At 68.2% G+C, this 25,046-nt stretch carries 22 protein-coding genes, 1 tRNA gene and 1 pseudogene; 11 read left to right on the forward strand and 13 right to left on the reverse strand.

The window, feature by feature from the left end; genetic code table 11:
- Nucleotides 1-56 precede the first annotated feature (56 nt).
- From FOE78_RS23575 to nrfD, 4 genes are all read left to right on the forward strand, one after another.
- The gene (locus FOE78_RS23575; protein WP_168207442.1) at nucleotides 57-218 is read left to right on the forward strand and encodes a hypothetical protein; all 162 of its coding nucleotides are present in this window, start codon (nucleotides 57-59) and stop codon (nucleotides 216-218) included.
- A gap of 88 nt (nucleotides 219-306) precedes the next feature.
- On the forward strand, nucleotides 307-3,666 hold the full coding sequence (gene fdh / locus FOE78_RS09120; protein ID WP_266095011.1) for a formate dehydrogenase: 3,360 nt from the start codon (nucleotides 307-309) through the stop codon (nucleotides 3,664-3,666).
- Entirely contained in the window at nucleotides 3,663-4,610 is a 948-nt protein-coding gene (locus tag FOE78_RS09125; protein WP_143986004.1) for a 4Fe-4S dicluster domain-containing protein, read from the forward strand. The genes fdh and FOE78_RS09125 overlap by 4 nt, the downstream gene beginning before the upstream one ends.
- Nucleotides 4,607-5,626: an NrfD/PsrC family molybdoenzyme membrane anchor subunit gene (gene nrfD / locus FOE78_RS09130; RefSeq protein WP_143986005.1), complete on the forward strand. Its 1,020-nt coding sequence runs from the start codon at nucleotides 4,607-4,609 to the stop codon at nucleotides 5,624-5,626. Before FOE78_RS09125 ends, nrfD begins: the two co-directional genes overlap by 4 nt.
- A 3-nt stretch (nucleotides 5,627-5,629) precedes the next feature.
- Here the strand turns inward: nrfD and selD are convergent, their stop codons facing one another.
- The gene (gene selD, locus FOE78_RS09135) at nucleotides 5,630-6,625 is read right to left on the reverse strand and encodes a selenide, water dikinase SelD (RefSeq protein WP_143986006.1); all 996 of its coding nucleotides are present in this window, start codon (nucleotides 6,623-6,625) and stop codon (nucleotides 5,630-5,632) included.
- 57 nt (nucleotides 6,626-6,682) lie between these two features.
- On the opposite strand from selD, the gene FOE78_RS09140 reads away from it, so the two are divergent.
- From FOE78_RS09140 to selB, 3 genes are all read left to right on the forward strand, one after another.
- Nucleotides 6,683-6,778 (forward strand) — tRNA-Sec (locus FOE78_RS09140).
- A gap of 40 nt (nucleotides 6,779-6,818) precedes the next feature.
- The gene (gene selA, locus FOE78_RS09145; RefSeq protein ID WP_143986007.1) at nucleotides 6,819-8,132 is read left to right on the forward strand and encodes an L-seryl-tRNA(Sec) selenium transferase; all 1,314 of its coding nucleotides are present in this window, start codon (nucleotides 6,819-6,821) and stop codon (nucleotides 8,130-8,132) included.
- The gene (gene selB / locus FOE78_RS09150; protein WP_143986008.1) at nucleotides 8,133-9,959 is read left to right on the forward strand and encodes a selenocysteine-specific translation elongation factor; all 1,827 of its coding nucleotides are present in this window, start codon (nucleotides 8,133-8,135) and stop codon (nucleotides 9,957-9,959) included.
- 6 nt (nucleotides 9,960-9,965) lie between these two features.
- Here selB and FOE78_RS09155 read toward each other — a convergent pair whose 3' ends face one another.
- The 3 genes and pseudogenes from FOE78_RS09155 to FOE78_RS09160 form a co-directional block, all read right to left on the reverse strand.
- Nucleotides 9,966-11,027, reverse strand: coding sequence for an MATE family efflux transporter (locus FOE78_RS09155; RefSeq protein ID WP_210414897.1), 1,062 nt, complete (start codon nucleotides 11,025-11,027; stop codon nucleotides 9,966-9,968).
- 119 nt (nucleotides 11,028-11,146) lie between these two features.
- Nucleotides 11,147-11,392: pseudogene (locus tag FOE78_RS24770) on the reverse strand (hypothetical protein); the annotation flags it as partial.
- Between the two features lie 102 nt (nucleotides 11,393-11,494).
- On the reverse strand, nucleotides 11,495-11,941 hold the full coding sequence (locus FOE78_RS09160; RefSeq protein WP_143986009.1) for a MarR family winged helix-turn-helix transcriptional regulator: 447 nt from the start codon (nucleotides 11,939-11,941) through the stop codon (nucleotides 11,495-11,497).
- 133 nt (nucleotides 11,942-12,074) lie between these two features.
- Here FOE78_RS09160 and FOE78_RS09165 point away from each other — a divergent pair, with 133 nt between their 5' ends.
- Nucleotides 12,075-13,199, forward strand: a complete 1,125-nt coding sequence (locus FOE78_RS09165; protein WP_143986010.1) for a serine hydrolase domain-containing protein — start codon at nucleotides 12,075-12,077, stop codon at nucleotides 13,197-13,199.
- A 3-nt stretch (nucleotides 13,200-13,202) separates the two neighbouring features.
- On the opposite strand, the gene FOE78_RS09170 is transcribed toward FOE78_RS09165, so the two are convergent.
- The 4 genes from FOE78_RS09170 to FOE78_RS09185 all read right to left on the reverse strand — a co-directional run bounded on the left by FOE78_RS09170 (nucleotide 13,203) and on the right by FOE78_RS09185 (nucleotide 17,502).
- On the reverse strand, nucleotides 13,203-13,658 hold the full coding sequence (locus tag FOE78_RS09170; protein WP_210414898.1) for an iron chaperone: 456 nt from the start codon (nucleotides 13,656-13,658) through the stop codon (nucleotides 13,203-13,205).
- A gap of 111 nt (nucleotides 13,659-13,769) precedes the next feature.
- Nucleotides 13,770-14,744 (reverse strand): non-homologous end joining protein Ku, encoded by a 975-nt coding sequence (gene ku / locus FOE78_RS09175; protein ID WP_143986012.1) that lies wholly within the window; start codon nucleotides 14,742-14,744, stop codon nucleotides 13,770-13,772.
- Nucleotides 14,745-14,865: 121 nt separating this feature from the next.
- Nucleotides 14,866-16,086 carry an MFS transporter gene (locus FOE78_RS09180; RefSeq protein WP_228266121.1) on the reverse strand — a complete coding sequence of 407 codons (1,221 nt, stop codon included), beginning with the start codon at nucleotides 16,084-16,086 and terminating at the stop codon, nucleotides 14,866-14,868.
- Between the two features lie 207 nt (nucleotides 16,087-16,293).
- On the reverse strand, nucleotides 16,294-17,502 hold the full coding sequence (locus tag FOE78_RS09185; protein WP_210414899.1) for an FAD-dependent monooxygenase: 1,209 nt from the start codon (nucleotides 17,500-17,502) through the stop codon (nucleotides 16,294-16,296).
- Nucleotides 17,503-17,592: 90 nt separating this feature from the next.
- Between FOE78_RS09185 and FOE78_RS09190 the strand changes: the two genes are divergently transcribed.
- Nucleotides 17,593-18,276, forward strand: a complete 684-nt coding sequence (locus FOE78_RS09190; RefSeq protein ID WP_143986014.1) for a TetR/AcrR family transcriptional regulator — start codon at nucleotides 17,593-17,595, stop codon at nucleotides 18,274-18,276.
- 13 nt (nucleotides 18,277-18,289) lie between these two features.
- On the opposite strand, the gene FOE78_RS09195 is transcribed toward FOE78_RS09190, so the two are convergent.
- The 4 genes from FOE78_RS09195 to FOE78_RS09210 form a co-directional block, all read right to left on the reverse strand.
- Complete coding sequence (locus tag FOE78_RS09195) at nucleotides 18,290-18,709, reverse strand: VOC family protein (RefSeq protein ID WP_143986015.1); 420 nt, start codon at nucleotides 18,707-18,709, stop codon at nucleotides 18,290-18,292.
- A 2-nt stretch (nucleotides 18,710-18,711) separates the two neighbouring features.
- Nucleotides 18,712-20,901 carry an elongation factor G-like protein EF-G2 gene (locus tag FOE78_RS09200; protein ID WP_143986016.1) on the reverse strand — a complete coding sequence of 730 codons (2,190 nt, stop codon included), beginning with the start codon at nucleotides 20,899-20,901 and terminating at the stop codon, nucleotides 18,712-18,714.
- Between the two features lie 152 nt (nucleotides 20,902-21,053).
- Entirely contained in the window at nucleotides 21,054-21,824 is a 771-nt protein-coding gene (locus FOE78_RS09205) for an ankyrin repeat domain-containing protein (RefSeq protein WP_143986017.1), read from the reverse strand.
- A 17-nt stretch (nucleotides 21,825-21,841) separates the two neighbouring features.
- Complete coding sequence (locus tag FOE78_RS09210; protein WP_210414900.1) at nucleotides 21,842-22,399, reverse strand: GlcG/HbpS family heme-binding protein; 558 nt, start codon at nucleotides 22,397-22,399, stop codon at nucleotides 21,842-21,844.
- Between the two features lie 156 nt (nucleotides 22,400-22,555).
- On the opposite strand from FOE78_RS09210, the gene FOE78_RS09215 reads away from it, so the two are divergent.
- Nucleotides 22,556-23,773, forward strand: a complete 1,218-nt coding sequence (locus FOE78_RS09215) for a sensor histidine kinase (RefSeq protein WP_143986018.1) — start codon at nucleotides 22,556-22,558, stop codon at nucleotides 23,771-23,773.
- Nucleotides 23,773-24,408: a response regulator gene (locus FOE78_RS09220; protein ID WP_143986019.1), complete on the forward strand. Its 636-nt coding sequence runs from the start codon at nucleotides 23,773-23,775 to the stop codon at nucleotides 24,406-24,408. Before FOE78_RS09215 ends, FOE78_RS09220 begins: the two co-directional genes overlap by 1 nt.
- A 21-nt stretch (nucleotides 24,409-24,429) precedes the next feature.
- Here the strand turns inward: FOE78_RS09220 and FOE78_RS09225 are convergent, their stop codons facing one another.
- Nucleotides 24,430-25,035, reverse strand: coding sequence for a TetR/AcrR family transcriptional regulator (locus tag FOE78_RS09225; RefSeq protein WP_143986020.1), 606 nt, complete (start codon nucleotides 25,033-25,035; stop codon nucleotides 24,430-24,432).
- Nucleotides 25,036-25,046 lie beyond the last annotated feature (11 nt).

The raw sequence follows: 25,046 nt of genomic DNA on the forward strand, positions 1-25,046 counted from the left end.
CGCGAAACCGCACAGTTCTGGGCGGTCGAGTCTCGCCCTGCTCGGCGTTCTTGATCATGGTCAGTACGAATCTGGCGGTGCCGCTGGCCACCGCCTGCTCGGCGCCGGCGTTCGGACTGGCGTTGCTGCTGTCGTACCGCTTCTTCCGACGAGCCGTGCTGGCCGCCGGCCTCGTCCTGGACTGGGGTGGCGGCGCGCGGCCCCCGGCTGAGGATTGAGGGCTGCCCCCGCCGGGCAGATGTCGTTATGGTGAGCAGGCGAGCAACGCAGCAGAATCACGCGGCTGGACGCCGACGGAGGTGACCGATGGGTAGGGGCAGGACCTTCCTGGACTGGCCGGTGGTGCGCCAACTCACCGGGGCCGATCCGCTCGGCCGCGGGGCTGCGGTGGAGTCGGCGCGAACGCGGGACTGGACCGCCCGGACCGAGACCGCGGACCGCGTGGTCAAGAGCGTGTGCCCCTACTGCGCGGTCGGCTGCGGCCAGAACGTGTACGTGAAGGACGATCACGTGGTACAGATCGAAGGCGACCCGGATTCGCCCGTGTCCCGCGGCCGGCTATGCCCCAAGGGATCGGCCAGCGAACAACTGGTCAACGCCGACAATCGACTCAAGCACGTGCTCTACCGTCGACCGGGAGCGGCCGACTTCGAACGGCTCGACGCCGACACCGCCTTGGACATGATCGCCGACCGGATGGTGGAGTCCCGGCGGCGATGGTGGCAGGACACCGACGAGGACGGCCGGCCGCTGCGCCGCACCATGGGCATCGCCGCACTCGGCGGGGCGACCCTGGACAACGAAGAGAACTACTTGATCAAGAAACTCTTCACCGCCCTGGGCGCGATCCAGATCGAGAACCAGGCGCGTATTTGACACAGTGCAACGGTTCCCAGTTTGGGAGCCTCGTTCGGCCGTGGCGGCGCCACCGGCTTCCTGCAGGACCTGCAGAATTCTGACTGCATCGTGATCCAGGGCTCGAACATGGCCGAGTGCCATCCGGTCGGGTTCCAGTGGGTGACCGAGGCCAAGGCGCGTGGTGCGACGGTGATCCACGTCGATCCGCGATTCACTCGCACCTCGGCGTTGGCCGACGCGTACGTGCCGATCCGGGCCGGCAGCGACATCGTCTTCCTGGGCGCCATCGTCAACTACATCCTGAGCAACGAGAAGTACTTCGACGAGTACGTCCGCGCCTACACCAACGCCAGCCACATCGTCAGCGAGGACTTCGTCGACGTGGACGACCTGGACGGGGTGTTCTCCGGCTACGATCCCGAGTCCGGTACGTACCAACCGGACAGCTGGGCTTATGCGGGGCAACAGGAGGAGCACGCCGCGGCCGGCGATCGCAAGCCGCACGAGGATCCCGAGACCGAGTCGCCTGGATCGACCGGCGATCTCGAACATCCTGAATCCAAGGCGTCGCGCGGCTCCGGCCACGAGCTCGGCGGTCACGGGCCGGCCGTGGGTACGTCCGGGATCGAGACCGACCCGACCCTGCAACACCCGCGCTGCGTCTTCCAGATCCTGCGCCGGCACTTCGCCCGCTACACACCCGAGTTGGTGCAGGAAACGTGCGGGATCAGCCCCGAGCAGTTGCGGATGGTGTGCGAGGCGGTCACCGCCAACAGCGGTCGTGATCGGACCACGGCCTGGGTCTACTCGGTCGGCTGGACACACCACACGGTGGCCATCCAGTACATCCGGACTGCGGCGATCATCCAACTGCTGTTGGGAAACATCGGCCGTCCGGGCGGCGGCATCCTGGCGTTGCGCGGCCACGCCAGCATCCAGGGATCCACCGACATCCCGACCCTGTTCAACCTGCTGCCGGGCTATCTGCCGATGCCGATGGTCGGTTCGCACGAGACGTTGGACGACTTCGTGGCCGGCATCGTCAGCCCGGACCAGAAGGGGTTCTGGGCCGATGCGAAGGCCTACACGGTCAGTCTGTTGAAGTCCTGGTGGGGCGATGCTGCCACCGCCGACAACGACTTCTGCTTCGACTACCTGCCTCGGCTGACCGGTGATCACGGCACCTACCAGACCGTGATGGACATGCTCGAGGACAAGATCGACGGCTACTTCCTACTCGGGCAGAACCCGGCGGTCGGCTCGGCCCACGCCAAGATGCAGCGGCTCGCGCTGTCCCATCTGCAGTGGCTGGTGGTCCGCGATCTCAACCTGATCGAATCGGCGACCTTCTTCAAGGACGCGCCGGAGATCGACACCGGCGAGCTGAAGACCGCCGACATCGGCACCGAGGTGTTCGTGCTGCCGGCGGCGGCCCACACCGAGAAGTCCGGATCGTTCACCCAGACGCAGCGGATGCTGCAGTGGCATCACAAGGCGGTCGAGCCGCCCGGTGACTGCCTCAGCGATCTGCAGTTCATGTTCCTGCTGGGGAAGAAGATCAAGCAACGGCTGGCCGGCTCCGACGACGACCGAGACCGCCCCTTGCTGGACCTGACCTGGGACTATCCGACCGACGCCGCCGGGGAGGTGGACGCCGAGGCGGTGCTGGCCGAGATCAACGGCAGCCACCTGACCGGCGAGCAGGCGGGACAGCCGCTGTCGAGCTACACCGAGATGGCCGAGGACGGTACGACCTCGGGCGGCTGCTGGATCTACACCGGTGTTTATGCGGACGGGGTCAATCAGGCTGCGCGCCGCCGTCCCGGCTCCGAACAGTCCTGGGTGGCGCCGGAATGGGGCTGGGCGTGGCCGTCCAACCGGCGCATCCTCTACAACCGGGCCTCCGCCGATCCGGACGGGCGACCGTGGAGCGATCGCAAGGCGTACGTGGTCTGGGACCAAGATCAACAACGCTGGACCGGTCCGGACGTGCCGGACTTCGAGGCCGACAAGGCCCCGTCCTATCGACCGCCCGAGGGCAGTAGTGGGGTGGCGGCGCTGGCCGGCGACGACCCGTTCATCATGCAGGCCGACGGCAAGGGCTGGTTGTATGCGCCGACCGGACTGCTGGACGGTCCGCTGCCCAGCCACTACGAGCCGCAGGAGTCACCGGTACCGAATCGGCTGTATCGCCAGCAGGCGAACCCGGCACGGCAGACGTTCCCGCGTCCGGACAATTTGCAGAACCCGTCCGGTGACGCACCGGGCGCCGACGTCTACCCGTACGTGTTCACCACCTACCGGCTGACCGAACATCACACCGCCGGCGGGATGAGTCGCTTCCAGCCCTATCTCGCCGAACTGCAACCGGAGTTCTTCTGTGAGGTGTCTCCACAGCTGGCCGCCGAACGTGGGCTGGAGCAGCTCGGCTGGGCCACCATCGTCAGTGCGCGGACCGCCATCGAGGCTCGGGTGTTGATCACCGAGCGGATCCGGCCGCTGCAACTGGGTGATCGGACGGTGCATCAGGTGGGTCTGCCGTATCACTGGGGCGTGGGCGACCAGGCCGTCGTGAGCGGTGACTCGGCCAACGATCTCTTCGGGGTCACGCTCGATCCGAACGTGCACATCCAGGAGAGCAAGGTCGCCTCGTGCGACATCCGACCGGGACGACGCCCGCGGGGCCCGCAGCTGCTGGCCTTTGTGGCGGACTATCGTCGCCGGGCAGGGATCACGTTGGACACCGGCCAGGCCCACCGGACTCCGCCGCCGGACGTCGCGGACAGCCCAGCGAAGGGGGACCGATGAGTCGCTCGTTCTTTGATCACGCGTTTGCCGCCGGCCCGACCGGCCCGGCTCCCGACGCCGGCTGGTCGGAACCCCCACCACGCAAAGGATTCTTCACCGACACGTCGATCTGTATCGGCTGCAAGGCCTGCGAGGTTGCCTGCAAGGAGTGGAACGGGGTGCCGCAGGACGGCATCTACGAACTGCTCGGCAGCTCGTACGACAACACCGGGGCGCTCGGCGCAAGCACGTGGCGACACGTCGCCTTCATCGAACAGCCGGTTCGGCAAGCTGATCATGAAGGGGCTGATCATGATCGGGCGGTCGACCTCGGGATGCCGTCGTTCGACAAGCCCGGTGACAGCGACGGCGAACGGACCGAGTTCCGCTGGCTGATGTCCTCCGACGTCTGCAAGCACTGTACGAACGCTGCCTGCCTGGACGTCTGCCCGACCGGTGCGTTGTTCCGGACCGAGTTCGGCACCGTGGTGGTGCAGGACGACATCTGCAACGGCTGCGGCTACTGCGTGCCGGCCTGTCCGTATGGGGTGATCGAACGCCGGGAAGGTGAGCCGGAGGTGAAGAACGTCGGCGTCGCCCAGAAGTGCACGTTGTGTTACGACCGGCTGGGTGCCGGGATGACGCCGGCGTGTGCGAAGGCCTGTCCGACCGAGTCGATCCAGTTCGGCGATCTGGACGAGTTGCGGGAGCGGGCCGATCAGCGGGTCCGGCAATTGCACGAGTCCGGCGTCGCCGATGCCCGGTTGTACGGCGCCGACCCCGACGACGGGGTCGGTGGTGCGGGTGCGTTCTTCCTGCTGCTGGACGAGCCGGAGACCTACGGACTGCCGCCGGACCCGCAGGCGTCGACCAACGATCTGCCGGCGATGTGGAAGCGGGCCGGACTGGCCACGTTGGGCATGCTCGCCGCGGCCGGCGCCGCTTTCCTGGGGAGCCGGCGATGAGCCCGCGCGGCAGCGGCAACAAGGGCGAACGACCGGTGGTCCCGGACGCCGACTTCGGCTCCTACTACGGCCGGCCGATCGTCAAGGCCGCTCCCTGGAAGGCGGACATCCCGCTCTACTTCTTCTTCGGCGGGTTGGCCAGTGGGTCGTCGCTGCTGGCCGCCGGTGCCGACCTGACGGATCGGCCGGCGCTGCGCCGGATCGGTCGTTTCGGCGCGCTGTTCGGAGTCTCGGCCAGTCTCTACACACTGGTCCACGATCTGGGCAAACCGTCGCGGACGTTGAACATGCTGCGGGTGATCAAGCCGACCTCGCCGATGTCGGTCGGCACCTGGTCGCTGGCTGCGTTCGGTCCGCCGGCAGGCCTGGCCGCGGTGGCCGAGCTGTCCCGGCTGCTGCCGGTCGACCTCGGCCGCCCCGGCCGGTTGCTGCAGGTCGCGGCCCGGCCGACCGGCCTGATGGCCGCAGCGGTGGCCCCGGCGGTCGGCACCTACACCGCGGTGCTGATCAGCGACACGGCGACGCCGGCCTGGCACAGCGCCCGACGTGAGTTGCCGTTCGTCTTCGCCGGCTCGGCTGCCAGCGCTGCCGCCGGCCTCGCGATGGTCGCGACCCCGACCGATCAAGCCGCACCGGCCCGCAGGCTCGCGGTGATCGGCTCGGCCGTGGAGTTGGTGTTCAGTCAGCGGATGGAACGATCGATGGGGGTGACCGCGGAGACGCTGCATCGCGGCCGGGCTGGTCGATTCATGGCGGCGAGCCGGATCCTGACCGGGGTCGGCGCCGCCGGCGCACTGTTGCTCGGCCGACGCAGCCGGATCGCGTCGGCGCTCAGTGGGGCGGCTCTGCTGGCGGGATCGGTGTGCACCCGGTTCGGAATTTTCCAAGCAGGGCAGGATTCTGCGGCCGATCCGAAGTACACCGTACGACCTCAGCGGGAGCGACTTGCCCAACGTGAACGGGTGGCGGAGCGGGAGCGGCTGTATCGCCAGCGCACCAACGAGCCGAAGGCGTGAGCCTCAGCGGACGATCAATCGGCGTTCCGCGGCCGGGACGATCTCGCCGATGATCGGGTAACCGGGCAATTCGCCGGCCACCAGCAGACCGCCGCTGGTCTGCGCGTCGGCCAACAGCAGCAACTCGTCCTCGTCCAGCCGGGTGTCCAGTTGACCCTGGACCCAGGCCAGATTGCGGCGGGTGCCGCCGCTGACGTAGCCGTCGGTCAGTGACTGCCGCGCGCCATCGAGGTAATCGACGGCCGCATGGTCGATGACGAAGGACACGTCGGAGGCTCGGGCCATCTTGTAGCCGTGACCCAGCAGCCCGAACCCGGTCACATCGGTGGCCGCGAGTACGCCCCGGGTGTGGGCGGCGTCGGCGGCGGCTGCGTTCAGCGTCGTCATCGTCTCGATCGCCTGGTCGAACACCTCGCCGGTGGCCTTGTGCCGGTTGTTCAGCACGCCGATGCCCAGCGGTTTGGTCAGCGTCAGCGGCAGACCCGGCTCGGCGGCGTCGTTGCGGAACAGCCGGTTCTCGTCGGCCAGTCCGGTCACCGCCAGGCCGTACTTCGGCTCGGGGTCGTCGATGCTCTGCCCGCCGGCCAGGTGCAGGTGTGCCTGCCTGGCCACCTCGGCGCCGCCGCGCAGCACCTCGGCCAGCAACTCCATCGGCAGCACCTCCCGCGGCCAACCGACCAGGTTGAGCCCGATCAGCGGCTCGGCCCCCATCGCGTAGATGTCGGAGAGTGCGTTGGCGGCGGCGATCTGGCCGAAGTCGTACGCGTTGTCCACCACGGCGGTGAAGAAGTCGGTGGTGGCGACCACGGCCCGTCCGCTGTGGTCGATGCGGACGACGGCGGCGTCGTCGCCGGTGTCCAGGCCGACCAGCAGATCAGGTGTCGTCCACGGCGCCAGACCGGCCAGCGTCTGCTCCAGCTCGCCCGGCGGGATCTTGCACGCGCATCCGCCGCCGTGGGCGTACTGGGTCAGTCGGTAGTCGCTCAGCTCGATGGCCATGTGACGCACTCTAGGGGCCGCGGTCCGGACCGGATCATGATCGCTACGCTGCTGCGCGGAGGCGTACAGGTGCCTGGTGGCCCTCCCGGTCTTCAAAACCGGTGAAGCCGAGTAGCTCGGCTTGGCGGGTTCGATTCCCGTCCGTCTCCGCCAAGTACGTGCGGGTTGTTGCCGGACACGGAGGGTGCCGAGGATGGCGCACGACGAGCAGGATCCGCGCCGGGCGGTGCCACGCACCGACCTGGTGCTGGCAGATCCGCGCCTGCAGCGGGCCGGTTCGGCGCTCGGCCCGCGGCTGATCAAGCAGGCGGTCCGGACCGCGCAGGATCGGGCCCGAGCCGGGATGATCGCACCGTCGGAGGTCACCGACGTGGCCGTCGGACTGCTGCCGTCGGCGGCCACCAGCATCCAGCCGGTGCTGAACGCGACCGGGATCGTGCTGCACACCAACCTCGGCCGGGCCAGGTTGTCGACGGCTGCCCTGCAGGCGATCGAACGCGCCGGTGGTGCCACCGACGTGGAGTTCGATCTGGACACCGGCCGGCGAGCCCGGCGCGGCCGCGGAGCACTCGCCGCGTTGCGGGCCGCCGTGCCCGCTGCCGGCGCCGTGGCGGTGGTCAACAACGGGGCGGCCGCGTTGCTGCTCGCCGTGACCGCGTTGGCGGCCGGTCGTGAGGTCGTGATCAGCCGAGGTGAGCTGGTCGAGATCGGTGACGGATTCCGGCTGCACGAGTTGATCACCTCCACCGGCGCCCGGCTGCGTGAGGTCGGCAGTACGAACCGGACCAAGCTCAGCGACTACGCCGACGCGATCGGCCCGGACACCGGCTGCATCGTCAAGGTGCATCCGAGCAACTTCAGCATCTGCGGCTTCACCTCCAGCGTTGCGGTCGATGATCTTGCCGGCCTGGGCGTGCCGGTGGTGGCCGACATCGGCAGCGGGCTGCTGGCTGCCGATCCGCTGCTCGCCGACGAACCTGATGCGGATTCGATGTTGCGGTCCGGCGCTGCGGTGGTCACCGCAAGTGGCGACAAGCTGCTGGGCGGACCGCAGGCAGGTCTGCTGCTCGGCGAGGCGGAGATCATCGAACGACTCCGGCGACATCCGATGGCACGTGCCGTACGCGTGGACAAGCTGACGCTGGCAGCGCTGGAGGCGACCGTGTCCGGCCCGGCCACCCCGACCTGGCACTCCCTGCACGTCGAGCCGGAGGCGCTGCGGGCTCGGACCGAGGCCGTCGCGGCAGCGGTCGCCGACGTTCTGGGCGCCTCCGTGGTGCCGTCCGACGGTGCGGTCGGCGGTGGCAGCGCGCCGGGTTTGTCGTTGCCTGGTTGGGCTCTCGCGCTCCCGGCCCCGTACGCGCATCGGTTGCGGACCGGACAACCGCCGGTTGTGGGCCGGGTCGAGGACGGGCGGTGCCTGCTGGATCTGCGCTGCGTGCCGGCCGAGTGTGATCCGCTGATCATCGACGCGATCAACAACGCCGCTCGGCAGGAGGCGCGCTAGGTGCACGTGATCGCGACCGCGGGTCATGTTGATCATGGAAAATCGACCCTGGTCCGGGCGCTGACCGGGATGGATCCGGATCGGCTCGCCGAGGAGAAGCGGCGCGGGCTGACCATCGAACTCGGTTATGCGTGGACCACCTTGGATCCGGAAGGTCTCGCCGATCCGCAACTCGCCTTCGTCGACGTGCCCGGCCACGAACGCTTCATCGCCACCATGCTCGCCGGTCTCGGACCGTCGCCGGCGGTGATGTTCGTGGTGGCCGCGGACGAGGGCTGGCGGCAACAGTCCGAAGATCATCTCGCGGCCGTGGACGCGCTGGGGATCACCGACGGACTGCTGGTGGTCAGCCGCAGTGATCTTGCTGATCCCGAACCGGCTCTGGCACAGGCGGCCGCGCGGATCGCCGAGTCGAGCCTGGGCACGGTGCCTGCGGTCGCGGTCTCGGCAAAGACGGGCGCAGGACTTCCGCAACTGCGTACGGAGTTGGCCGGGCTGGCCGGCCGGCTCCCGAAGCCGAACCTCGACGGCCGGGTCCGGCTGTGGATCGATCGCTGCTTCTCGATCCGGGGTGCCGGGACCGTGATCACGGGGACGCTGGGCTCCGGTCAGCTGGCCGTCGGCGACCAGCTCGAGCTGGACGGTCGCCGGGTCCAGGTGCGTGCCCTGCAGTCACTCGGTCAGGATCACCAGCGGGTCGACGCGGTGGCCAGGGTGGCGGTGAATCTGCGCGGAGTCGGCACCGGCGAGGTGGGCCGCGGAACCGCCCTGCTCACCCCAGGCGCGTGGCCCCGGTCGGCGGTCGTTGACGTCCGTTGCCGGGCCGCGATGCCGCCCGAGGGCCTCCCCATAAACCTGGTCGGTCACCTGGGCACGGCCGCGGTCCCGGTCCGACTGCGACCGCTCGGCGGACCGATCGTCCGGCTCACCTTGCAGCACCCGTTGCCGGTCGCAGCCGGGGACCGGTTGGTGCTGCGCGATCCGAGTCGGCACACCGTCGCCGGTGGGGCGATCGTGCTCGACGTCGACCCACCGGAGTTGCGCCGGCGCGGCGCAGCACGACAGCGTGCGCAGGAACTGCTGGAGCGTGAAGTCGCGCCGGACGATGCCGTGCTGGCCGGGGAGGTCCGCCGCCGTGGCGCGGTCCGACGGTCCGAGCTGGAGCTGCACGGGGTGCCGGTGTCCGATCCGGGCGAGTTGATCTTGGTCGACGACTGGCTCGTCGACCCACAAGCCTGGCTTGGCTGGCAGCAGGAGCTGCGGAGGGTCGTCGGCGACCGGGCTCGTACCGATCCGCTCGACCCGACTGTGACCATCGACGCCGTCCGGCACTTGATCGTGGTGCCTGATCGACAGTTGATCCCACAACTCGTGCGTGCCTCCGGGCTGCTGATCCGTGACGGCCGGGTCACCGACCCAGACGTGGCCGCCCGCGGTCTGGGCGCGGCCGAGCTCGGCCTTGGAGAGCTGGCCAGGCAACTCGACGCGGCACCGTTCGCCGCGCCGACCCAACCCGAGCTCGACGGCTGGGGGCTCGGCCGGCAGGAGTTGGCCGCAGCTGAACGGGCCGGCCGGATCATCCGGCTCACCGACGAGGTGGTGCTGCTGCCGGCGGCACCCGAGCTCGCCGCCCGCATCCTGGCCGAGCTGCCGCAACCGTTCACCGCCGGCGAGGCCCGGCAGGTGCTGAACACGACCCGCCGGGTGATCATCCCGCTGCTGGAGCACCTGGACCGTCGCGGTTGGACCACCCATATCGACCCGAATCACCGGCAGGTGCGGGCCGATCGGCCCAGCACATCCGATCGCCCCAGCACACTTGGGTGATCGCGATCAGGCGTGTTCGAGGACGGCCTCGGCGCGTTGCAGACTTCCTTCGCCCAGCCCCCGGTTGATCGCCGTACGGGAGATCATCCACATCGTGACGCCGGCGACCAGCACCAGACCTTCACTGACGGTCAGCGCCCAGATGATCCCGTCGAGCCCGAACCAGAGGTTCGCCAGGATGACGATCGGGATGAACAGGATCCCCTGTGTCGTCGACATGATCGTGGCCGGCAGGGCATGTCCGGTGGCCTGGAACAGCGAAGTGATCAGGCCGCTGAACCCGTTGAAGATCATCGAGACGAGCTGTGCGGTGATGATGGTGGCGCCGAGCGTCAGCAGGGAGGGATCGGCAACGAACGCGGAGAAGACCTGGTCGCGGAAGCCGAAGACGATCACCGAGAAGATCAGCGCGATGCCACCGACCGTGATCGCGGCCCCGCGCAATGATGCCGACAGGCGCTGACGGTCTCCTTTCCCGAACGCGTACGCGAGCAACGGCAACACGCCGAGGGTCACGCCCATGATCAGGAACTCGGGCACTTGAGCGATCCGGACCGCGACCCCCATCGCCGCCAGCGGGCCGTCCCCATAATGTGCGGCAAGGTTGTTCAGCACCAGCGAGGTGACGATCAGGAAGCCGGCCTGCACGAGCTCACCGACGCCGACTCCGAGGACGGGCTTGAGCACGTCGGGGGAGAGGGTGAACCATTTCGGCGCAAGGCTGACGTGCTCGCCGTGCCGGGACAGCCAGCCGACGAAGTAGATCACGCTGATCAGATTGGCCAGGCCGACCGCCAGCGCGGCCCCGGCAACACCCAGGGGCAGGACCAGGATGAACAGCACGTCGAACACCAGGTTGCCGAGGGTCGACAGGATCAGGCCGATCATCACCTGCCGGGCTGCTCCCTGCGCTCGTACGAGTTGTTCGAGACAGAACGCGGTGGCCAGCACCGGTACGAACGCGAGCAGCAGGCCGACGAAATCGCTGGTCGCCGGTAGTGCGGTCGAGTTCGCGCCCAGCGCGGAGACCAGCGGATGCAGGAAGACGAGCCCGATGCCACCGAGCACGGCTCCGACTCCGGCGGCGCCCCAGACCGAGAAGGCTGAGACGTGCTTGATCCGGGCTGCCTGGCCGGGTCGTGCTCGGATGCGCCGAGCAGCCGGGACACCAGTGCACTACCGCCGCTGCCGAAGACTCCGCCGACGGCCATCACCAGGCCGAGAATCGGCGAACCGAAGGTCACTGCGGCCAGCAGCGTGGGATCGTGAAGTGAGCCGATGAAGCCGGCGTTGATCACGTTGTAGACGGCGCTGACGATCAACGCGGCCGCCATCGGCACACAGAGGTGGATGATCGCGCGCACGATCGGCGCCGACGACAGATACCAGCGGTTGGTGCCGACCGTGTCGGCACTCGTGTTCGAGGTGCTCATGGTGCTCCTTCAGGGCAGGATGCAGCGATTCGGTTGCCTTATGGGCGTGGTTGGGTGCGCGTCGACAGTCTCGACGCGATCAAGGGGCTGTCCGGCCCGCGGCTACGAGCGGGTGGGTCGCGGCAGCGCCGAGGTCACCTTGGTCAGCAGGGAGTGCAGGGTGTCGCGTTCGTCTTGATCGAGCGGGGCGAGGATCGTTTCCTCGGCATGCTGCATTGCGACGTCGAAACCGGAGATGAGCTCGGCCCCGGCGTCGGTCGCATAAACCCGTTTGCTGCGCTCGTTTCCCTTCTCCGTACGGCGTTCGATCAGGCCTCTGCGCTCCAATCCCTGCAGCAGGCTGGAGACGCTGGCCGCGGTGGTCCGGGTCAGTTCGACGAGGTCGCGTTGGATCGCGCCCGGGTTCTGCGTGACGTAGCCGAGCACGAAGCTTTGCTGATGGGTCAGATCGCGCTCACGGATCCACTCCATCCCGGCTTGCTGCTGCGCCCAGCCGACCCAGCGGAGCAGCTCGAGGTTGCTGGTGGGATCCATCTCGCGCTCGGTCATAGTAAGAAGTATGACTGTTAGAGCTCTAACTGTCAAGCTTCGAACTGTGCGCTGAGCTGACATCCGTTCAAGACCCACCCGGGCGACGCCGGGATGCTGACGACATGACTGGTCCAGGTAAGGAGAAACGCTGATGTGGGTGAAGTCCTGCGCCGCAGTTGTTGCAGCGCTGATCATGGTCGCCGGGCCGACTCCGGCTCGCGCGTCGGCTGACGCGTCACCTCGGCCCGGGCTGCGGGCCGAGCTCGGCAAGCTGGTCGAGGTCGACCGCATTCCTGGCGCCGCTGCCGTGGTCAGCCAGGACGGGCGGCCGGTCCGGCGCGCTGCTGCCGGTCTGGCCGACATTCCGGCGGGAAGGAGGATGCGGGCCGATGATCGCTTCCGGATCGCCTCGGTGACCAAGACGTTCGTGGCGACGGTCGTCCTGGAGTTGGTGCAGGAGCACCGGCTCGCGCTCGATCAGCCGATCGCCGGGCTGCTGCGAGAACCCGTACCGAATGCCGACAAGATCACCGTTCGCGAGTTGCTCAATCACAGCAGCGGGCTCTTCGACTACTCGTACGCGACCGGTTTCGATCCAGGTGCCGACTACACGCCGGCTCAGTTGATCGCGATGGCCGTCCAGCACCCGCCGTACTTCGCGCCCGGCACGGGATTCTTCTACTCCAGCACCAACTACATCGTGCTGGGCGAGGTCGTCCGGCAGCTGACCGGGCACTCGATCGCGTACGAGGTCCACAGCCGCCTGATCGACCGGCTCGGGTTACGCGGCACCAGCTTTCCCAGCACGGCGACGCCCGTCCCCAGGCAGGCTCGTGGGTACGCGTTCGCCTCGCCGCTGCCGTCGGACCGGGGCCCGGCCGTCGACGTGACGACCCGGACCAGTGCCAGTGCGGCCGGTGCGGCAGCGGCCATGGTGGGCACCGCCGGCGATGCCGACCGGTTCCTCGCCGCGCTGTTGGGCGGTCGGCTGCTGTCGCGCAGCCTGCTCGCCCAGATGAAGGAGCCGACGCCCGGATCGGTGGCCTTCTTCACCGCCGCCGGCCTGCCGGGGATGAGCTACGGGCTCGGGCTGATGATCGGTTCGACCTCCTGTGGCACGGTTTATGGGTCGATGGGAGACATCGACGGCTATGCCACCAGCGTGCTGCAGTTGCACCGCCGGCAGGTCGCGTTGTTCCTCAACACGAACTCGCTGCAACCCACGCTCTACCAGCGCACGATCGCCATCGCCGAAGCGCAGCTCTGCCCGCGCTAGAGGTCAGCCGGCGGCCCGGCGCACCAGCTCGATGATCTTCTTCTCGGTCGCCGGAGTGATCTTGGTGATCGCGTACTCGGTCGGCCAGATGTCTCCGTCATCCAGCGCGGCCTGATCACTGAATCCGATGGTGGCGTAGCGAGTCTTGAACTTGGCCGCGTTCTTGAAATGACAGACGACCTTGCCGTTCTTGGCATAGGCGGGCATCCCGTACCAGGTCCGCGGCGTCAGCTCGGGTGCGGTCTCGCTGACGATGTCGTGGAACCTCGTCGCCAAGGCCCGGTCGACGTCGTTCATCTCGGCGATCTTGGCCAGTACGTCGGCCTCGCCGTCGGTCTTGCTCGTGCTGCCGCCTCGGCTGCGTTGGGCCTTCAGCTCATCGGCGTGTGCCTTCATCGCGGCTCGTTCGTCGGCGCTGAATCCGTCGTTCTTCGCCGTGCCGGTCGTCTTGGTTGCCATGATCATTTTCCTTCCGTGGTGATCAACAAGACCAACCTACGGGGGAGCAGTGGTGGGGTGCTTCTTGAATCCTGATCGGTTCGCCGACTCGATCACCATCGGCGACCAAGATCAGGATGCGGCCTGAGTCGACTGAGCGTCGCGGATCGCCTGTTCGAGATCCTTGCGGTTCATGCCGGACCGGCCACCGATGTCCAACGACTTGGCCAGGTCGTACAAGTCAGACTTGGACAGATCGGCCAATTCCGGCTCAGACTTGGACGACTCGCCCTTCCCGCCGGACTTGCCAGATTTGGCGGATCCACCGGACTTCCGCGCTCGTTCCACCGACGCCTTCAAGGCGGCTGTCAGGTCGACCACCTTGGCCTCGGGCTCCTCCTCGCCGGTCTCGAACTTCTCGTCCTTGCTCTTCGCCGCGACGAGTTCGTTGACCCGTTCGGTGTAGCGGTCGCGATACTTCTCCGGCTCCCAGTCGCTGGTCATCGAACCGATCAGGTCGGCCGCCATGTCCAGGTCGCGCTTGGACAGGGACTTCGCATCCGGCGGATTGTCGATCACCGACTTCACCGATCGCACCTCGTCGGCGAAGAACATCGTCTCCAACATCAAGATGCCCTGGTACGGCCGGATCACTGCCAGATGTTCCTTGTTGCGCAGCACGAACGAGGCGACGCCGGCGCGACCGGACTTGTCGATCGCCGCCGCCAGCAGAGCGTACGGTTTGCCCGCACCCTCACCGCGCGGAGCCAGGTAGTAACTCTTCTGGTAATGCACCGGGTCGACCGCGGCGAGATCGACGAAGTCGTTGATCTCGATCGCCTTCGTCCGCTTCGGCTCGACCTCCTCCAGCTCCTTGTCGGTCAGCGTGACGTATTCGCCGTCGGGCAGTTCGGCACCCTTGACGATGTCGGAGTAGTCGACCTCCTCGCCGGTCTCGGCATTCACCCGCCGGTAGCGGATCCGCGACGTGGTGCCCTTCTCGAACTGATGGAAGCGCACCTCGTGTTCCTGCGTTGCGGGGTAGAGCCCGACGGGAATGCTGACCAGGCCGAAGGACAAGGTTCCGGTCCAGATCGCGCGTGGCATCGGGTGATCACCATCCTTGACGATTTCGGTCGACGGCCAGACCTCAGCATCGCACGTGGCTCGTACCCCGGCTGGCATCGCTGACACGCGACCGGCCGCGAGGCCGAACCGATCTGCTTGCTCAGGCCGCGGCGGCCGCGGTACGACGTGCGGTCAGCCGAGCCACCACCAGATGCAGGATCAGGGTTGCGGTGAGCACGATCGCGGCTACCCCCAACAACTCGTACGGCGCCAGCCCGGCGGTCAGCGACGCGCCGCCGAGTCCGCTGCCGAGGGCAGATCCGAGCGAGATCGCACTCGCGTTCAGCGCCATCACGATCGCCGCGGACTGCGGTGCCATCGACGCCAGCCGGGCCTGCTGCGGCACCGCCGCGCCGCCGTTGCCGATGCCGGCCACGAAGAACCACACCAGTCCCAGCACGGCAATTGCCGACAGTGACGCGACCTGGAAGGCGACCGCGCCGACCAGACTGTTCAGCAGCAACCCGATCAAGATCACCGTCAGCACCCGCAGTGGAGTGAACCGGTCGGCCAGCCGGCCGGTGAACGCGTTGCCGAGCATGCTGGCCAAGCCGTAGCCGAACATGATCAAGATGATCATCCAGCCGGCTCGATGGGTCGGACCCAGGATCAGCACCGCATAGGTGAAGCAGGTGTAGCTGGCGCACAGGATCCCTGTGGTGACAAGGAGTCCGGCCACCAGCCGCGGCTGTCGCAACGGCGTCAGCCGCTCCGCCAGGGTGGTCACCGGCAACCGGAGATGGGGAAGTTTGATCATGATGCCGATCAACGCGATCGTGCCGACCACGGCGACCATGATCAACGGGAAGCGCCAGCTCGACTGGCCGAGCAGCAGCCCGACCGGCACTCCCAACGCGGTGGCCGTCATCCAGCCGCCGAGCACGAAGGACAGCGCCTTGCCGCGATGTTGTTCGGGGGCGAGGTGGATCACGTAGGAGGAGATGGCTGCGTTGAGCAGGCTGGCGCCGAGAGCGGCGACGACTCGACCGGACAGCGCCACCGAATAGCCAGGGGCAAGACCGACGATCAGGTTGCCGAGGACGAAGACGGCCAGCGACAGCACGATCGTCCGCCGGCGTTCCCAGCCGCTGGTGGCCGCACCGAGCACCGGCGCGGCGATCGCAGAGGTGAGCGCGAACACCGAGACCAGCTGGCCGGCCAGCGCCTCGGTCACGCTCAGGTCGGCGGCGATCTTGGGCAGCAGACCGGCCAGCACGTAGCCGTCGATGCCGGTGGAAAAGGTCGCCACCGCAAGCCAGATCAGCGAACGATAGGGCAGCGGCGAGGTCGTCGTCGCCGTCATCGGCTGGGTTGTGTTCACCGGTGAATCCGATTCATCTCGTACTCGGCAAGAGTTGTCAGGTTAGCGGCAACGGCCCGTCCGCGGTCAATCGTTTAGGTTCTGTTCGCAAGCTGGACTCATCGACGGTCGGCCCCGGGGAGATGACAAGGATCCTGCACCAGTGACCCCGAACCCCTCGAAAACGGCGGCCAGGACCCGACTGGTGCAGGATTCTTGTCATCGAGGTCAACTCATGGCCGACTCGGCGTAGTCGGGCAGCTCGATGTCGGTGGCGAACTTGTCGGTCATCCTCATCATCAGCCCGAACAGCGTCCGGTTGCGGAAGGTCAGGTCACGCAGCTTGATCCGCAGCCGGCTCGGTGGCGCCAGAAACGGTCCGGCGCTGCCCGACCGGGCGACCTTCGCGTAGCGGTGCATGATCCGGTCGTACCCGGCGAGTGCTGCATTCAGATCGCCGTTCGCGGTGGCCAGTTCGCCGGCCAGTACGTAGGCGCCGACGACGGACATGCCGGTGCCGAAGCCACCGAGGGTGTTGCCGTAGGCGGAGTCGCCGACCAGCACCACCCGGGGACGGGTGTAGCTGTCCATCCGGACCCGGTTGATCCCGTCCAGGTAGAACTCCTCCGCGTCGGCCAACCCGGCCAGCATTTCCGGCACCCGCCAGCCGACATCGGCGTACCGGTCCATGATCAACTTCTTCTGCTGCCCGATGTCGCCGCGGACGTAGGCGTTCTTCGGCGCGGAGAAGACGTACAGGTTGGGTGCCTTCGGCCCGCCGATCGCCGCCAACCGTCCCGGCACGTTGTACCAATAACCGATCGCCCGGCCGCGTCGATTGTAATCGCCGGATTTGATTCGATCATGGTCACCGGACTCGATCGCCGCCGCGGAGTTGCTGCCGACCACCGCGTAGCAGTTGCCGAGGAACTCGACGAAATCGTCCTCCGGACCGAACGCCAGCCGCCGGACGCCGGAGTGGATGCCGTCCGCGCCGACCACCAGGTCGTAGCTGTCCCGGCGGCCGCTGCGCAGCTCGACCTCGACCCGATCGGCGTACGAGGTCAGTGCGGTGATCCGATCATCGAAGACGTACTCGGCAGTGTCGGCGGTGCGTTCGTACAGCAGCCGGCCGAGATCACCGCGCAGCACCTCCACGTCGCCGCCGGTGAACTCATGCGGGATCACCGCCCGGACGTGGCCCGCGGCATCCACGATGTGCTGGTCGACCGGAGCCGGCCGAATCGCCTGGATGTCATCCCACAGACCCATCCGCTCCAGCACCAGCCGATGCGTCGCACCCTTGAAGTCGACTGCCTGGCCACCGGCCCGGACGGTCGGCGCCTGCTCGACGACGGTCACCTGATGGCCCTGCCGCACCAGCCAGTAGGCCACCGCGGGCCCGGCGATGCTTGCCCCCGAAATCAGCACCTTCATGATCAACATCCCCTTGTCGGATCAGAACTGTGTCTACCGGAAACAGATTAGTATCTGGTAGACACAGTTGGCAAGGGGTGAAGTGCACAAATGTCAAACGAGTCGGTGGCCGCCGTGCTGTGGTCCGAGCCCACGCTCGGCAGCCGTGGCCCGAAACCGCGGGTCGATCGCGCGCTGATCGTGGCGACGGCGATCCGGATCGCCGATGCCGAAGGGATCGAGGCGGCGTCGATGCAGCGGATCGCGGGCGAGGTCGGCGTGACCAAGATGGCGCTCTACCGGCACGTGCCGGCAAGAGCCGAACTGGTCGCGCTGATGATCGAGGCCGCGATGGGGCCGGCGCCGGATACGTCCGGTTCGTGGCAACAGGGGTTGCGAGCCTGGGCCGACGCGATCCGAGCGGGTTTCGGGACGCATCGCTGGTTGTCCGCGGCCGCGTCCGGCGGCAGGCTGATCGGGCCCAACGAACTCGGCTGGATGGAGGCCGGCCTGGCCGCACTCGACGAGTTGGAGCTGACGGCGGCGGAGCGGCTGGACACCCTGGTGCTGGTCAGTTCGCACGTACGCGGGATCGTTCAGCAGCAGGGTGCCGACGATCCGGAGCAGGCGATCGGGGCGCCGCTGGCGGCGGTGGTCGGGGACCGGGCCGCCGACTTTCCGCTGAGCATCGGGGCCTTCGCCGCATCGGCCGAAGCCGGACAGACCGACCAGGCCTACGAGTACGGCCTCCAGCGGATCCTCGCCGGAGTCGAGGCGCTGGTCAGCGACCGCTGATGGCGAGCGTTGATCACTCCGCGTCGAACGCTGCTTGCTCCCGCGCTTCGGGGATCGTCGGCTGGAAGAGTTCGATCGGATTCCCCGACGGGTCCTCGGCCAGCGCTTGATTGCCGCCGATCCCGAAGACGATCTCGCTGCGGAACCGGACTCCGTGCTGCCGCAGCCGCTCGACGGTCTCGGCAAGGTCGTCCACCTCGAGCGCGAACCGGTTCCAGCCGCCCGGTCGCTGGGTCGTGCCGTCGGCCATCGGCCGGGAGCCGCCGCCCGGATGATCGGCAGCCACCGGCGAGGAAAGTGTCAGCCGCAGGTCACCGGCGGTCAGCATCGCGAACTCCGGCGCGGGATGCATGATCAGCCGGAAGCCGAGTTCGTCACGGTAGAAGTCGACCGCGGCCTGGACGTCGTCGACGATGTAGCGAACGGTGGCCATGATCAGCCGGCAAGGTCATACTGGGTGCCGGTACGGGTGAAGGTCGCGGCTCCGGCGGTCATCGCGCGAAGATCGACGGCGTACCGCAACAGCTCCGTGCGGGGCACCACCGCGCGGATCAGGGTCCGGCCCGGGCTGACCAGATCGGTGCCGTGGACCCGGCCGCGGCGTCCGGACAGGTCCGCCAACACCGCGCCCAGGTGGTCGTCGGGCAGCAGCACCGACACCTCGTCCAGCGGTTCCAGCACCACCGTGCCGGCGTCGGCGGCTGCTTCCTTCAACGCCAGCGCGCCGGCGGTCTGGAAAGCCGCGTCGGAGGAGTCGACGCTGTGGGCCTTGCCGTCGACCAGGGTCGCCTTGATGTCGATCACCGGCTGTCGATCCTCGGTGACACCGCGTTGCATTTGCTCCCGGATCCCCTTCTCGACGCTGGGGATGAACTGATGCGGAACCGCCCCACCGAACACCTTCGACTCGAAGACGAAGCCGCTGCCCCGAGGCAACGGCTCGAATTCGACCTGACAGATCGCGTACTGGCCATGGCCACCGGACTGCTTGACGTGCCGCCCGGTGGCCTTGGTCGACCCGGCCAGTGTCACCCGCAGCGGGACCCTCACCGGTTCGGTGTCGACCTCCGCTCCGCCCGCCCGCAGCCGGGACAGCAACACGTCGGCATGTGCCTCGCCCATGCACCAGACCACTGTCTGGTGGGTCTCCGAATTTCGTTCCAGCCGCAACGTCGGGTCGGCGGCCACCAACCGGGCCAGGCTTCGTACCAGCGCGTCCTCGTCGCTGCGGCTGTGCGCCACGATCGCGATCGGCAGCTGCGGCTCGGGCAGATCCCAGATCTCCAGCAGCAGCGGATGGTCCTTGGCCGAGATGGTGTCACCGGTCTCCGCCGTCTCCAGTTTGGTCAGCACGCAGATGTCGCCGGCCACGCAGGACTGGATCTCCCGCAACGTCGCGCCGAGTGGCGAGAAGAGGTGGTTGATCCGCTCGTCGTCGTCGTGTTCCTCCTCGTCCGGCCCGGCATCGTCGTCGGCGCCGGGATTGGCCGAGGTGGCCGGCAGTCCGGCCAGATGATGCCCGCTGATGTGCACCGAGACATCCGGACGCAGGGTGCCGGAGAACACGCGTACCAAGGAGACCCGGCCGACATAGGCGTCGGCCGAGGTGTGTACGACCTCGGCCGCCAGTGGTCCGCCGGGATCGGTCGTCAGTGGCGGATGCGGCCCGCCGTGCAGCCGCGACACCGGTTGCGGACGTCGTTCCAGCGGGCAGCCGAGACCGCCGGCCAGCACCTCCAGCAGCGCATCCAGCCCGATCCCCGCCGGCGCGCAGACCGGGATCACCGGATAGAAGTTGCCGCGGGCGACAGCCGTCTCCAGGTCGGCGATCAGAGTGTCGACCTCGATCGTTTCGCCGCCCAGGTAGCGATCCATCAGGGTCTCGTCCTCGGACTGTTCGATGATGCCCTCGATCAGCTCGGCGCGAGCGTCGTCGGCGTTGCCGGACGGGGCATGGTCGGCCGGGGTCTGGGAGAGCAGTCCGTAGAGTCCGGTGACCCCCTTGGCATCGTTGTTCGGGCCGTCCTCGCGGATCGGCAGATAGAGCGGCACCACGCCGCCGCCGAACGCCTGCCGACAGGCCGCGACGGTGGCCTCCGGATCGGCCCGCGGGTGGTCGACCTGGGTGATGACGACCGCACGGGGCATGCCGACCGCCGCGCATTCCTCCCACTCGGTGATCGTCTTCGGATCGATGGCTCCCTCGCCGCCGCGCTGACCGGACACCTCGGTCGCCGAGATCACGAACAGGGCCGCGTCCGCGGCCCGCAGCCCGGCCCGCAACTCACCGACCAGATCCGGGTATCCGGGGGTGTCGATCAGGTTGATCTTGACGCCCTCACAGAACAGCGGCGCGACCGCGATCGACACCGAACGCTGCTGCCGGATCGCGGCCGGATCATGATCACAAACCGTGTTGCCGTCGACGACGGTGCCGGCCCGATTGATCACCCCGGTGTGCGCCAGCAGCGCCTCGGCCAGGGTCGTCTTGCCGGCGCCGGACGGGCCGACCAGCGCGATGTTGCGAATCGTGGCCGGATCGTCGGGCGCCAGTTCGCCCGATCTGCCCTTCGTCCGCGCGCCGGAACTCTTCGTTCCCGCTTGAGGTTCTGTCTTGACGGCCATCGACGACCACCCCTCCGCACCATCGCAGCGCAACCCCGGACGTCCCCGCGTCCTGGCCCCATGACACTCCGGTTGCCGTCCGCCCGCAAGGGTTCGCGGCAGTCGGCCCGGACAAAGCGGATGCCGATCCACGGACCGAATCGTCGGGACGGTCAGTGGTGCCGATCGATCTCGGTGGCGATCTTGTCGAAGCCGCGATCGGCGGCCAGTTGCCTGGGCAACCGCCCGTTGCCGTCCGGGAGCGACGGATCAGCTCCCGCGGCCAACAGCATCCGCACGGCTTCGACGTAGCGGTCGGAGCCGGTGCCGAGCACGATCGCCTCGTGCAGCGCGGTCCAGCCGAGGTTGTTGACGTGGTTGACCGGTACGCCGGCGTCGATCAGGATCCGGATGGTCTCCAGTTGCGCGTGCTCACCGGCCGGGATCAGCGCGGTGCCGCCGTACCGGTTGATGCTCTTGACGTCGGCACCATGCTCCAGCGTCAGCTTCAGGATCTCGTCGAGTCCCTCGGCACCGGCGTAGAGGAAGGCCGAATCCCGGATCGAGTCCTCGGCGTCGGGATCGGCACCGGCCTCCAACAGTGCCCGCACGATCGCGACCCGGTTCGCCCGAGTCGCGATCAGCAGCACCGGCCGGTCGGCCTGGCTGCGGGCATCCGGGTCGGCACCCTCGGCCAGTGCCTTTCGTACGGAGTCCAGGTCGCCCGAGCGAGTGGCCCGGATCAGGTCCCGGTTCGCCGCCGCCCGACTGCGTCCCGATGGCCGAGCTGTCGGAGTCGGCTCCGTCGGCTGCGGCGTACCCGCCGAGGATTTGCTGGCAGGCGGCCGATCCGGCCCGGAGGTCGGGCCGGTGCACGCCGACAGGATCAACGCTACGGCCGCCAGCGGTATCAAGATCCGGCGCCGGCGGGGGAATCGAGTCATCCTGAGTCCGCTGCTGCTCACTTGGCGATCGCGGCCAGTCCGGCGGCGGCGCACTTCTGGTCCAGCATGCCGTCCGGCGCGCCCGCCACACCGATCCCGGCGATCGACGCCTTGCCCTGCTTGACCGAGACGCCGCCCGGCAGGAACAGGGTGTCCGGCAGATCGCGGAGCCCGCCCTTGTCGGCCCGTTCGACCAGATCGCTGGTGTCGGCGCCGAACGCCGCGGCGGTGTAGGCCTTCAGCCGGGACGACTCGATCGTGTGCTGGGCCGCGGTGTCTCCGCGTACGAAGGCCTGCAACTGTCCGGCACGGTCGACCACCGAAACACTGACGAAGCCGAGCCCGTCCGCCTTGCACTGGGTCAGCGCGGCCCGGGCCGCCGTCATCGCGGCGTCGTCGGTCACCCGCGGCAGGGTGACGGTGTTCTTCTTCGCCACCGTCACCGGGGTGGCCGGCTTGTCCGCTCCGCGGCCCCGATCGGCGGGATCGGCGCTTGCGGCGGTGGCGCAACCGACCACGGTCAGGCCCAGTACGACGCCGGCAGCGGCGAGCGGAGCGAATCGGATCTTCTTCACGGCAATTCTCCTTGCAGGCTTGGGAAATCCAACGCACTCCATGCTGGTCGGCCAAGAACGAGGAGACATCGAGCGATCGGCCAGGAACAGATCAATCGAACGATTGATGCGTTGCCGGGGCGGAATGCCTGCCTGCTGCGGCAATACTTGCCGGTGATGTCGACCTCCCAAGCCCTCGCCAACCGGCCGGCCGAACTGCGCCGGATCGACCGGGTGGTGGACGTCGCGCTGTTCTTGATCACCGCGATCTGCGCGGCCCGCTTCGTCACCAACCACGGCCTGAGCACGCGCGGCACGGTGATCTTGGTCGCCGCCGGGGTCTGCCTGCTGGTGTACGCGCTCGGTGTCGTCGGCGAACCCTCGCCGCTGCGGCAGCGGGTCGCGATCACGGCGGCGGCGGTGATCTGGATCGGTCTGGTGATCAGCGCGTCCAGCTTCGCCTGGTGCGCGTTCCCGCTGTTCTTCGCGATCCACCGGGTGCATTCCGGGCGGACAGCGACCGTGCTGAACGCCGGCCTGGTGGCTGCGGTGGCGATCAGCCTGTATCTGTTGTCCGGCGGCCGGGACTTCGGTCTGGTGATCGGGCCGATCGCCGGTGGAGTGGTGCTCTCGATGGCGTACGCGACTCTCGAGCGGCTGTTCGACGCCCGGCAGAAGTTGATCAACGACCTGATCACGACCCGTGATCAACTCGCCGCCTCCGAACGCAACGCCGGCATGCTCACCGAGCGGCACCGGGTCGCGGTCGAGCTGCACGACACCGTCGTCCAGGGCACGGCCAGCGAGTTGCTGCTGCTGGAGGCCGCGGATCAGACCTGGGCAGAAGATGATCATGGTCCCGCCCGGACCTCGGTCCGGGAGGCGGAGCAGGTGCTCCGGGACAACCTCAGCGAGACCCGGCGGATGCTGCACCGGCTGGCCAGCGAGCGACTCAGTGGTCAGGATCTCGGCCCGGCCTTGCAGGACCTCGCAGACGAAACCGGCGCCGAGCTGCAGCTGGTCGGCAATCGGCGGGCCTTGCCGGCCGAGGTCCAGCACGCGTTGCTGCGGGTCGCGCAGGAGGCGATCACCAACGCCCGCAAGCACGCCGAGGCGTCCATGATCAAGATCACTCTGACCTTCCACCACGACGAGGTCGGTGTCGACGTCGCCGACAACGGCATCGGCTTCGACGCCGATCAACCGGGGGAATCGGATGAACCGGGCGAACCGGGGGAGCGGGGCGGTTACGGCCTGCGGGCGATGGCCTGGCGGGTGCAGAACCTGGGCGGCGAGTTCACCGTGGAGAGCCGGCCCGGCGGCACGGTCATCGCCGCCACCGTCCCGATCGACGACACTCCTGCCGACGTGCCCGATCCTGCCGGAGAGAACTGATGATCAAGATCATGTTGGTGGATGATCATCCGGTGCTGCGTCACGGGATGACGTCGTTGCTGTCCACCCAGTCCGACTTCGAGGTCGTCGGTGACACCGGTGATCATGATCAGGTGCTCGAGCTGGCGGCTCGGCTGCGTCCCGACCTGGTGCTGATGGATCTTGATCTTGGTGCCGAGGTCGGCGGCGTGCAGCTCACCGGGCAACTGATGAAGACCGAACCGGGCATCCGGGTGCTGGTGTTCACCACGTACGACTCGGACGCCGACATCGTCGGTGCGCTCGACGCCGGCGCGGTCGGCTACCTGCTGAAGGAGAGTCGACCGGCCGAGTTGTTCGACGCGATCCGCAGCGCGGTCGCCGGCGGCACCGCGCTCTCACCATCGGTCGCCGCGCGCATGGTCGGCCGGCTGCGTACCGGCTCGGATGCCTTGACCAGCCGGGAGATCGAGGTCCTCGAGCTGCTCGGCCAGGGCCACTCCAATCGGGCGATCGGCCGCGAACTGTTCGTCAGCGAGGCCACGGTCAAGACCCACCTGCATCACATCTTCACCAAGCTCGGCGTGGACAGCCGGGCCGCGGCGCTGGCCGAGGCCAATCGGCGCGGCATCATCCAGCTGCACCGCACTTCGTGACGCCGAGTCGGCCGGCCAGGATCAGGAACGGTCCTCCAGAAAGGGGTCGGCAAGATCGAGATTGGCCAACACGTAGGTCGATGCCGGCGCGTCCCGCGGTGAGTCGAGCCAGCCGTCGAGTCCGGTGATCATGGCGACCAAGATCAATCCGGCTCGCAGCCGCCAGACGTCGCCCCGACTCGGATCGGCAGATTCTCCTGCCGGGCGGAGGATGTCGGCGATCCGATCCTGCTGCTCGAACATGGTGGCCAGCCAGGTCGCCCGCGCCGCCGGATCATCGGCGGCCTGCCGCAGCGGCGGGCGGGAGACCTCGTCGATGTCGTCCAGGTCGAGAGCACCGATCGCCGAGCGCAGTCGCTCGTTGATCGGTGCCTCGGCCGGTGTCTCGGCCAGCCGGGCGGTGAAGGCGTCCGCCCAGCCCTGCGCCGAGGCAGCGACCAAACCGCTCTTGCTGCCGAAGTGCCGGTAGATCGTCCGCGGGGACACGTCGGCCGCGAGCGCGATGGACTCCACAGTCACTGCCGCGTAGCCGTGCCGGCGGAATTCTTCGGCCGCCGCCTCCTCGACCCGGCGGCGTACCGCCGCGTAGCGTTCCTTGGCCGGTGTCGGCTGATAGCGCTCTGCCATGGCTGGAGTAT

The sequence above is a fragment of the Microlunatus elymi genome, from assembly GCF_007362775.1.
Lineage (GTDB): Bacteria > Actinomycetota > Actinomycetes > Propionibacteriales > Propionibacteriaceae > Microlunatus > Microlunatus elymi.

Bases quoted from the DNA above. Each gene is read 5' to 3' on its own strand.
- FOE78_RS09160 (WP_143986009.1), bottom strand. From the start codon at position 11,941: ATGACCGAGCGCGAGATGGATCCCACCAGCAACCTCGAGCTGCTCCGC.
- FOE78_RS09185 (WP_210414899.1), bottom strand. From the start codon at position 17,502: ATGAAGGTGCTGATTTCGGGGGCAAGCATCGCCGGGCCCGCGGTGGCC.
- FOE78_RS09220 (WP_143986019.1), top strand. From the start codon at position 23,773: ATGATCAAGATCATGTTGGTGGATGATCATCCGGTGCTGCGTCACGGG.
- FOE78_RS09200 (WP_143986016.1), bottom strand. From the start codon at position 20,901: ATGGCCGTCAAGACAGAACCTCAAGCGGGAACGAAGAGTTCCGGCGCG.
- ku (WP_143986012.1), bottom strand. From the start codon at position 14,744: ATGCCACGCGCGATCTGGACCGGAACCTTGTCCTTCGGCCTGGTCAGC.
- FOE78_RS09215 (WP_143986018.1), top strand. From the start codon at position 22,556: ATGTCGACCTCCCAAGCCCTCGCCAACCGGCCGGCCGAACTGCGCCGG.
- FOE78_RS09190 (WP_143986014.1), top strand. From the start codon at position 17,593: ATGTCAAACGAGTCGGTGGCCGCCGTGCTGTGGTCCGAGCCCACGCTC.
- FOE78_RS09225 (WP_143986020.1), bottom strand. From the start codon at position 25,035: ATGGCAGAGCGCTATCAGCCGACACCGGCCAAGGAACGCTACGCGGCG.
- FOE78_RS09165 (WP_143986010.1), top strand. From the start codon at position 12,075: ATGTGGGTGAAGTCCTGCGCCGCAGTTGTTGCAGCGCTGATCATGGTC.
- nrfD (WP_143986005.1), top strand. From the start codon at position 4,607: ATGAGCCCGCGCGGCAGCGGCAACAAGGGCGAACGACCGGTGGTCCCG.
- selA (WP_143986007.1), top strand. From the start codon at position 6,819: ATGGCGCACGACGAGCAGGATCCGCGCCGGGCGGTGCCACGCACCGAC.
- FOE78_RS23575 (WP_168207442.1), top strand. From the start codon at position 57: ATGGTCAGTACGAATCTGGCGGTGCCGCTGGCCACCGCCTGCTCGGCG.
- FOE78_RS09125 (WP_143986004.1), top strand. From the start codon at position 3,663: ATGAGTCGCTCGTTCTTTGATCACGCGTTTGCCGCCGGCCCGACCGGC.
- FOE78_RS09170 (WP_210414898.1), bottom strand. From the start codon at position 13,658: ATGGCAACCAAGACGACCGGCACGGCGAAGAACGACGGATTCAGCGCC.
- FOE78_RS09195 (WP_143986015.1), bottom strand. From the start codon at position 18,709: ATGGCCACCGTTCGCTACATCGTCGACGACGTCCAGGCCGCGGTCGAC.
- selD (WP_143986006.1), bottom strand. From the start codon at position 6,625: ATGGCCATCGAGCTGAGCGACTACCGACTGACCCAGTACGCCCACGGC.
- FOE78_RS09205 (WP_143986017.1), bottom strand. From the start codon at position 21,824: ATGACTCGATTCCCCCGCCGGCGCCGGATCTTGATACCGCTGGCGGCC.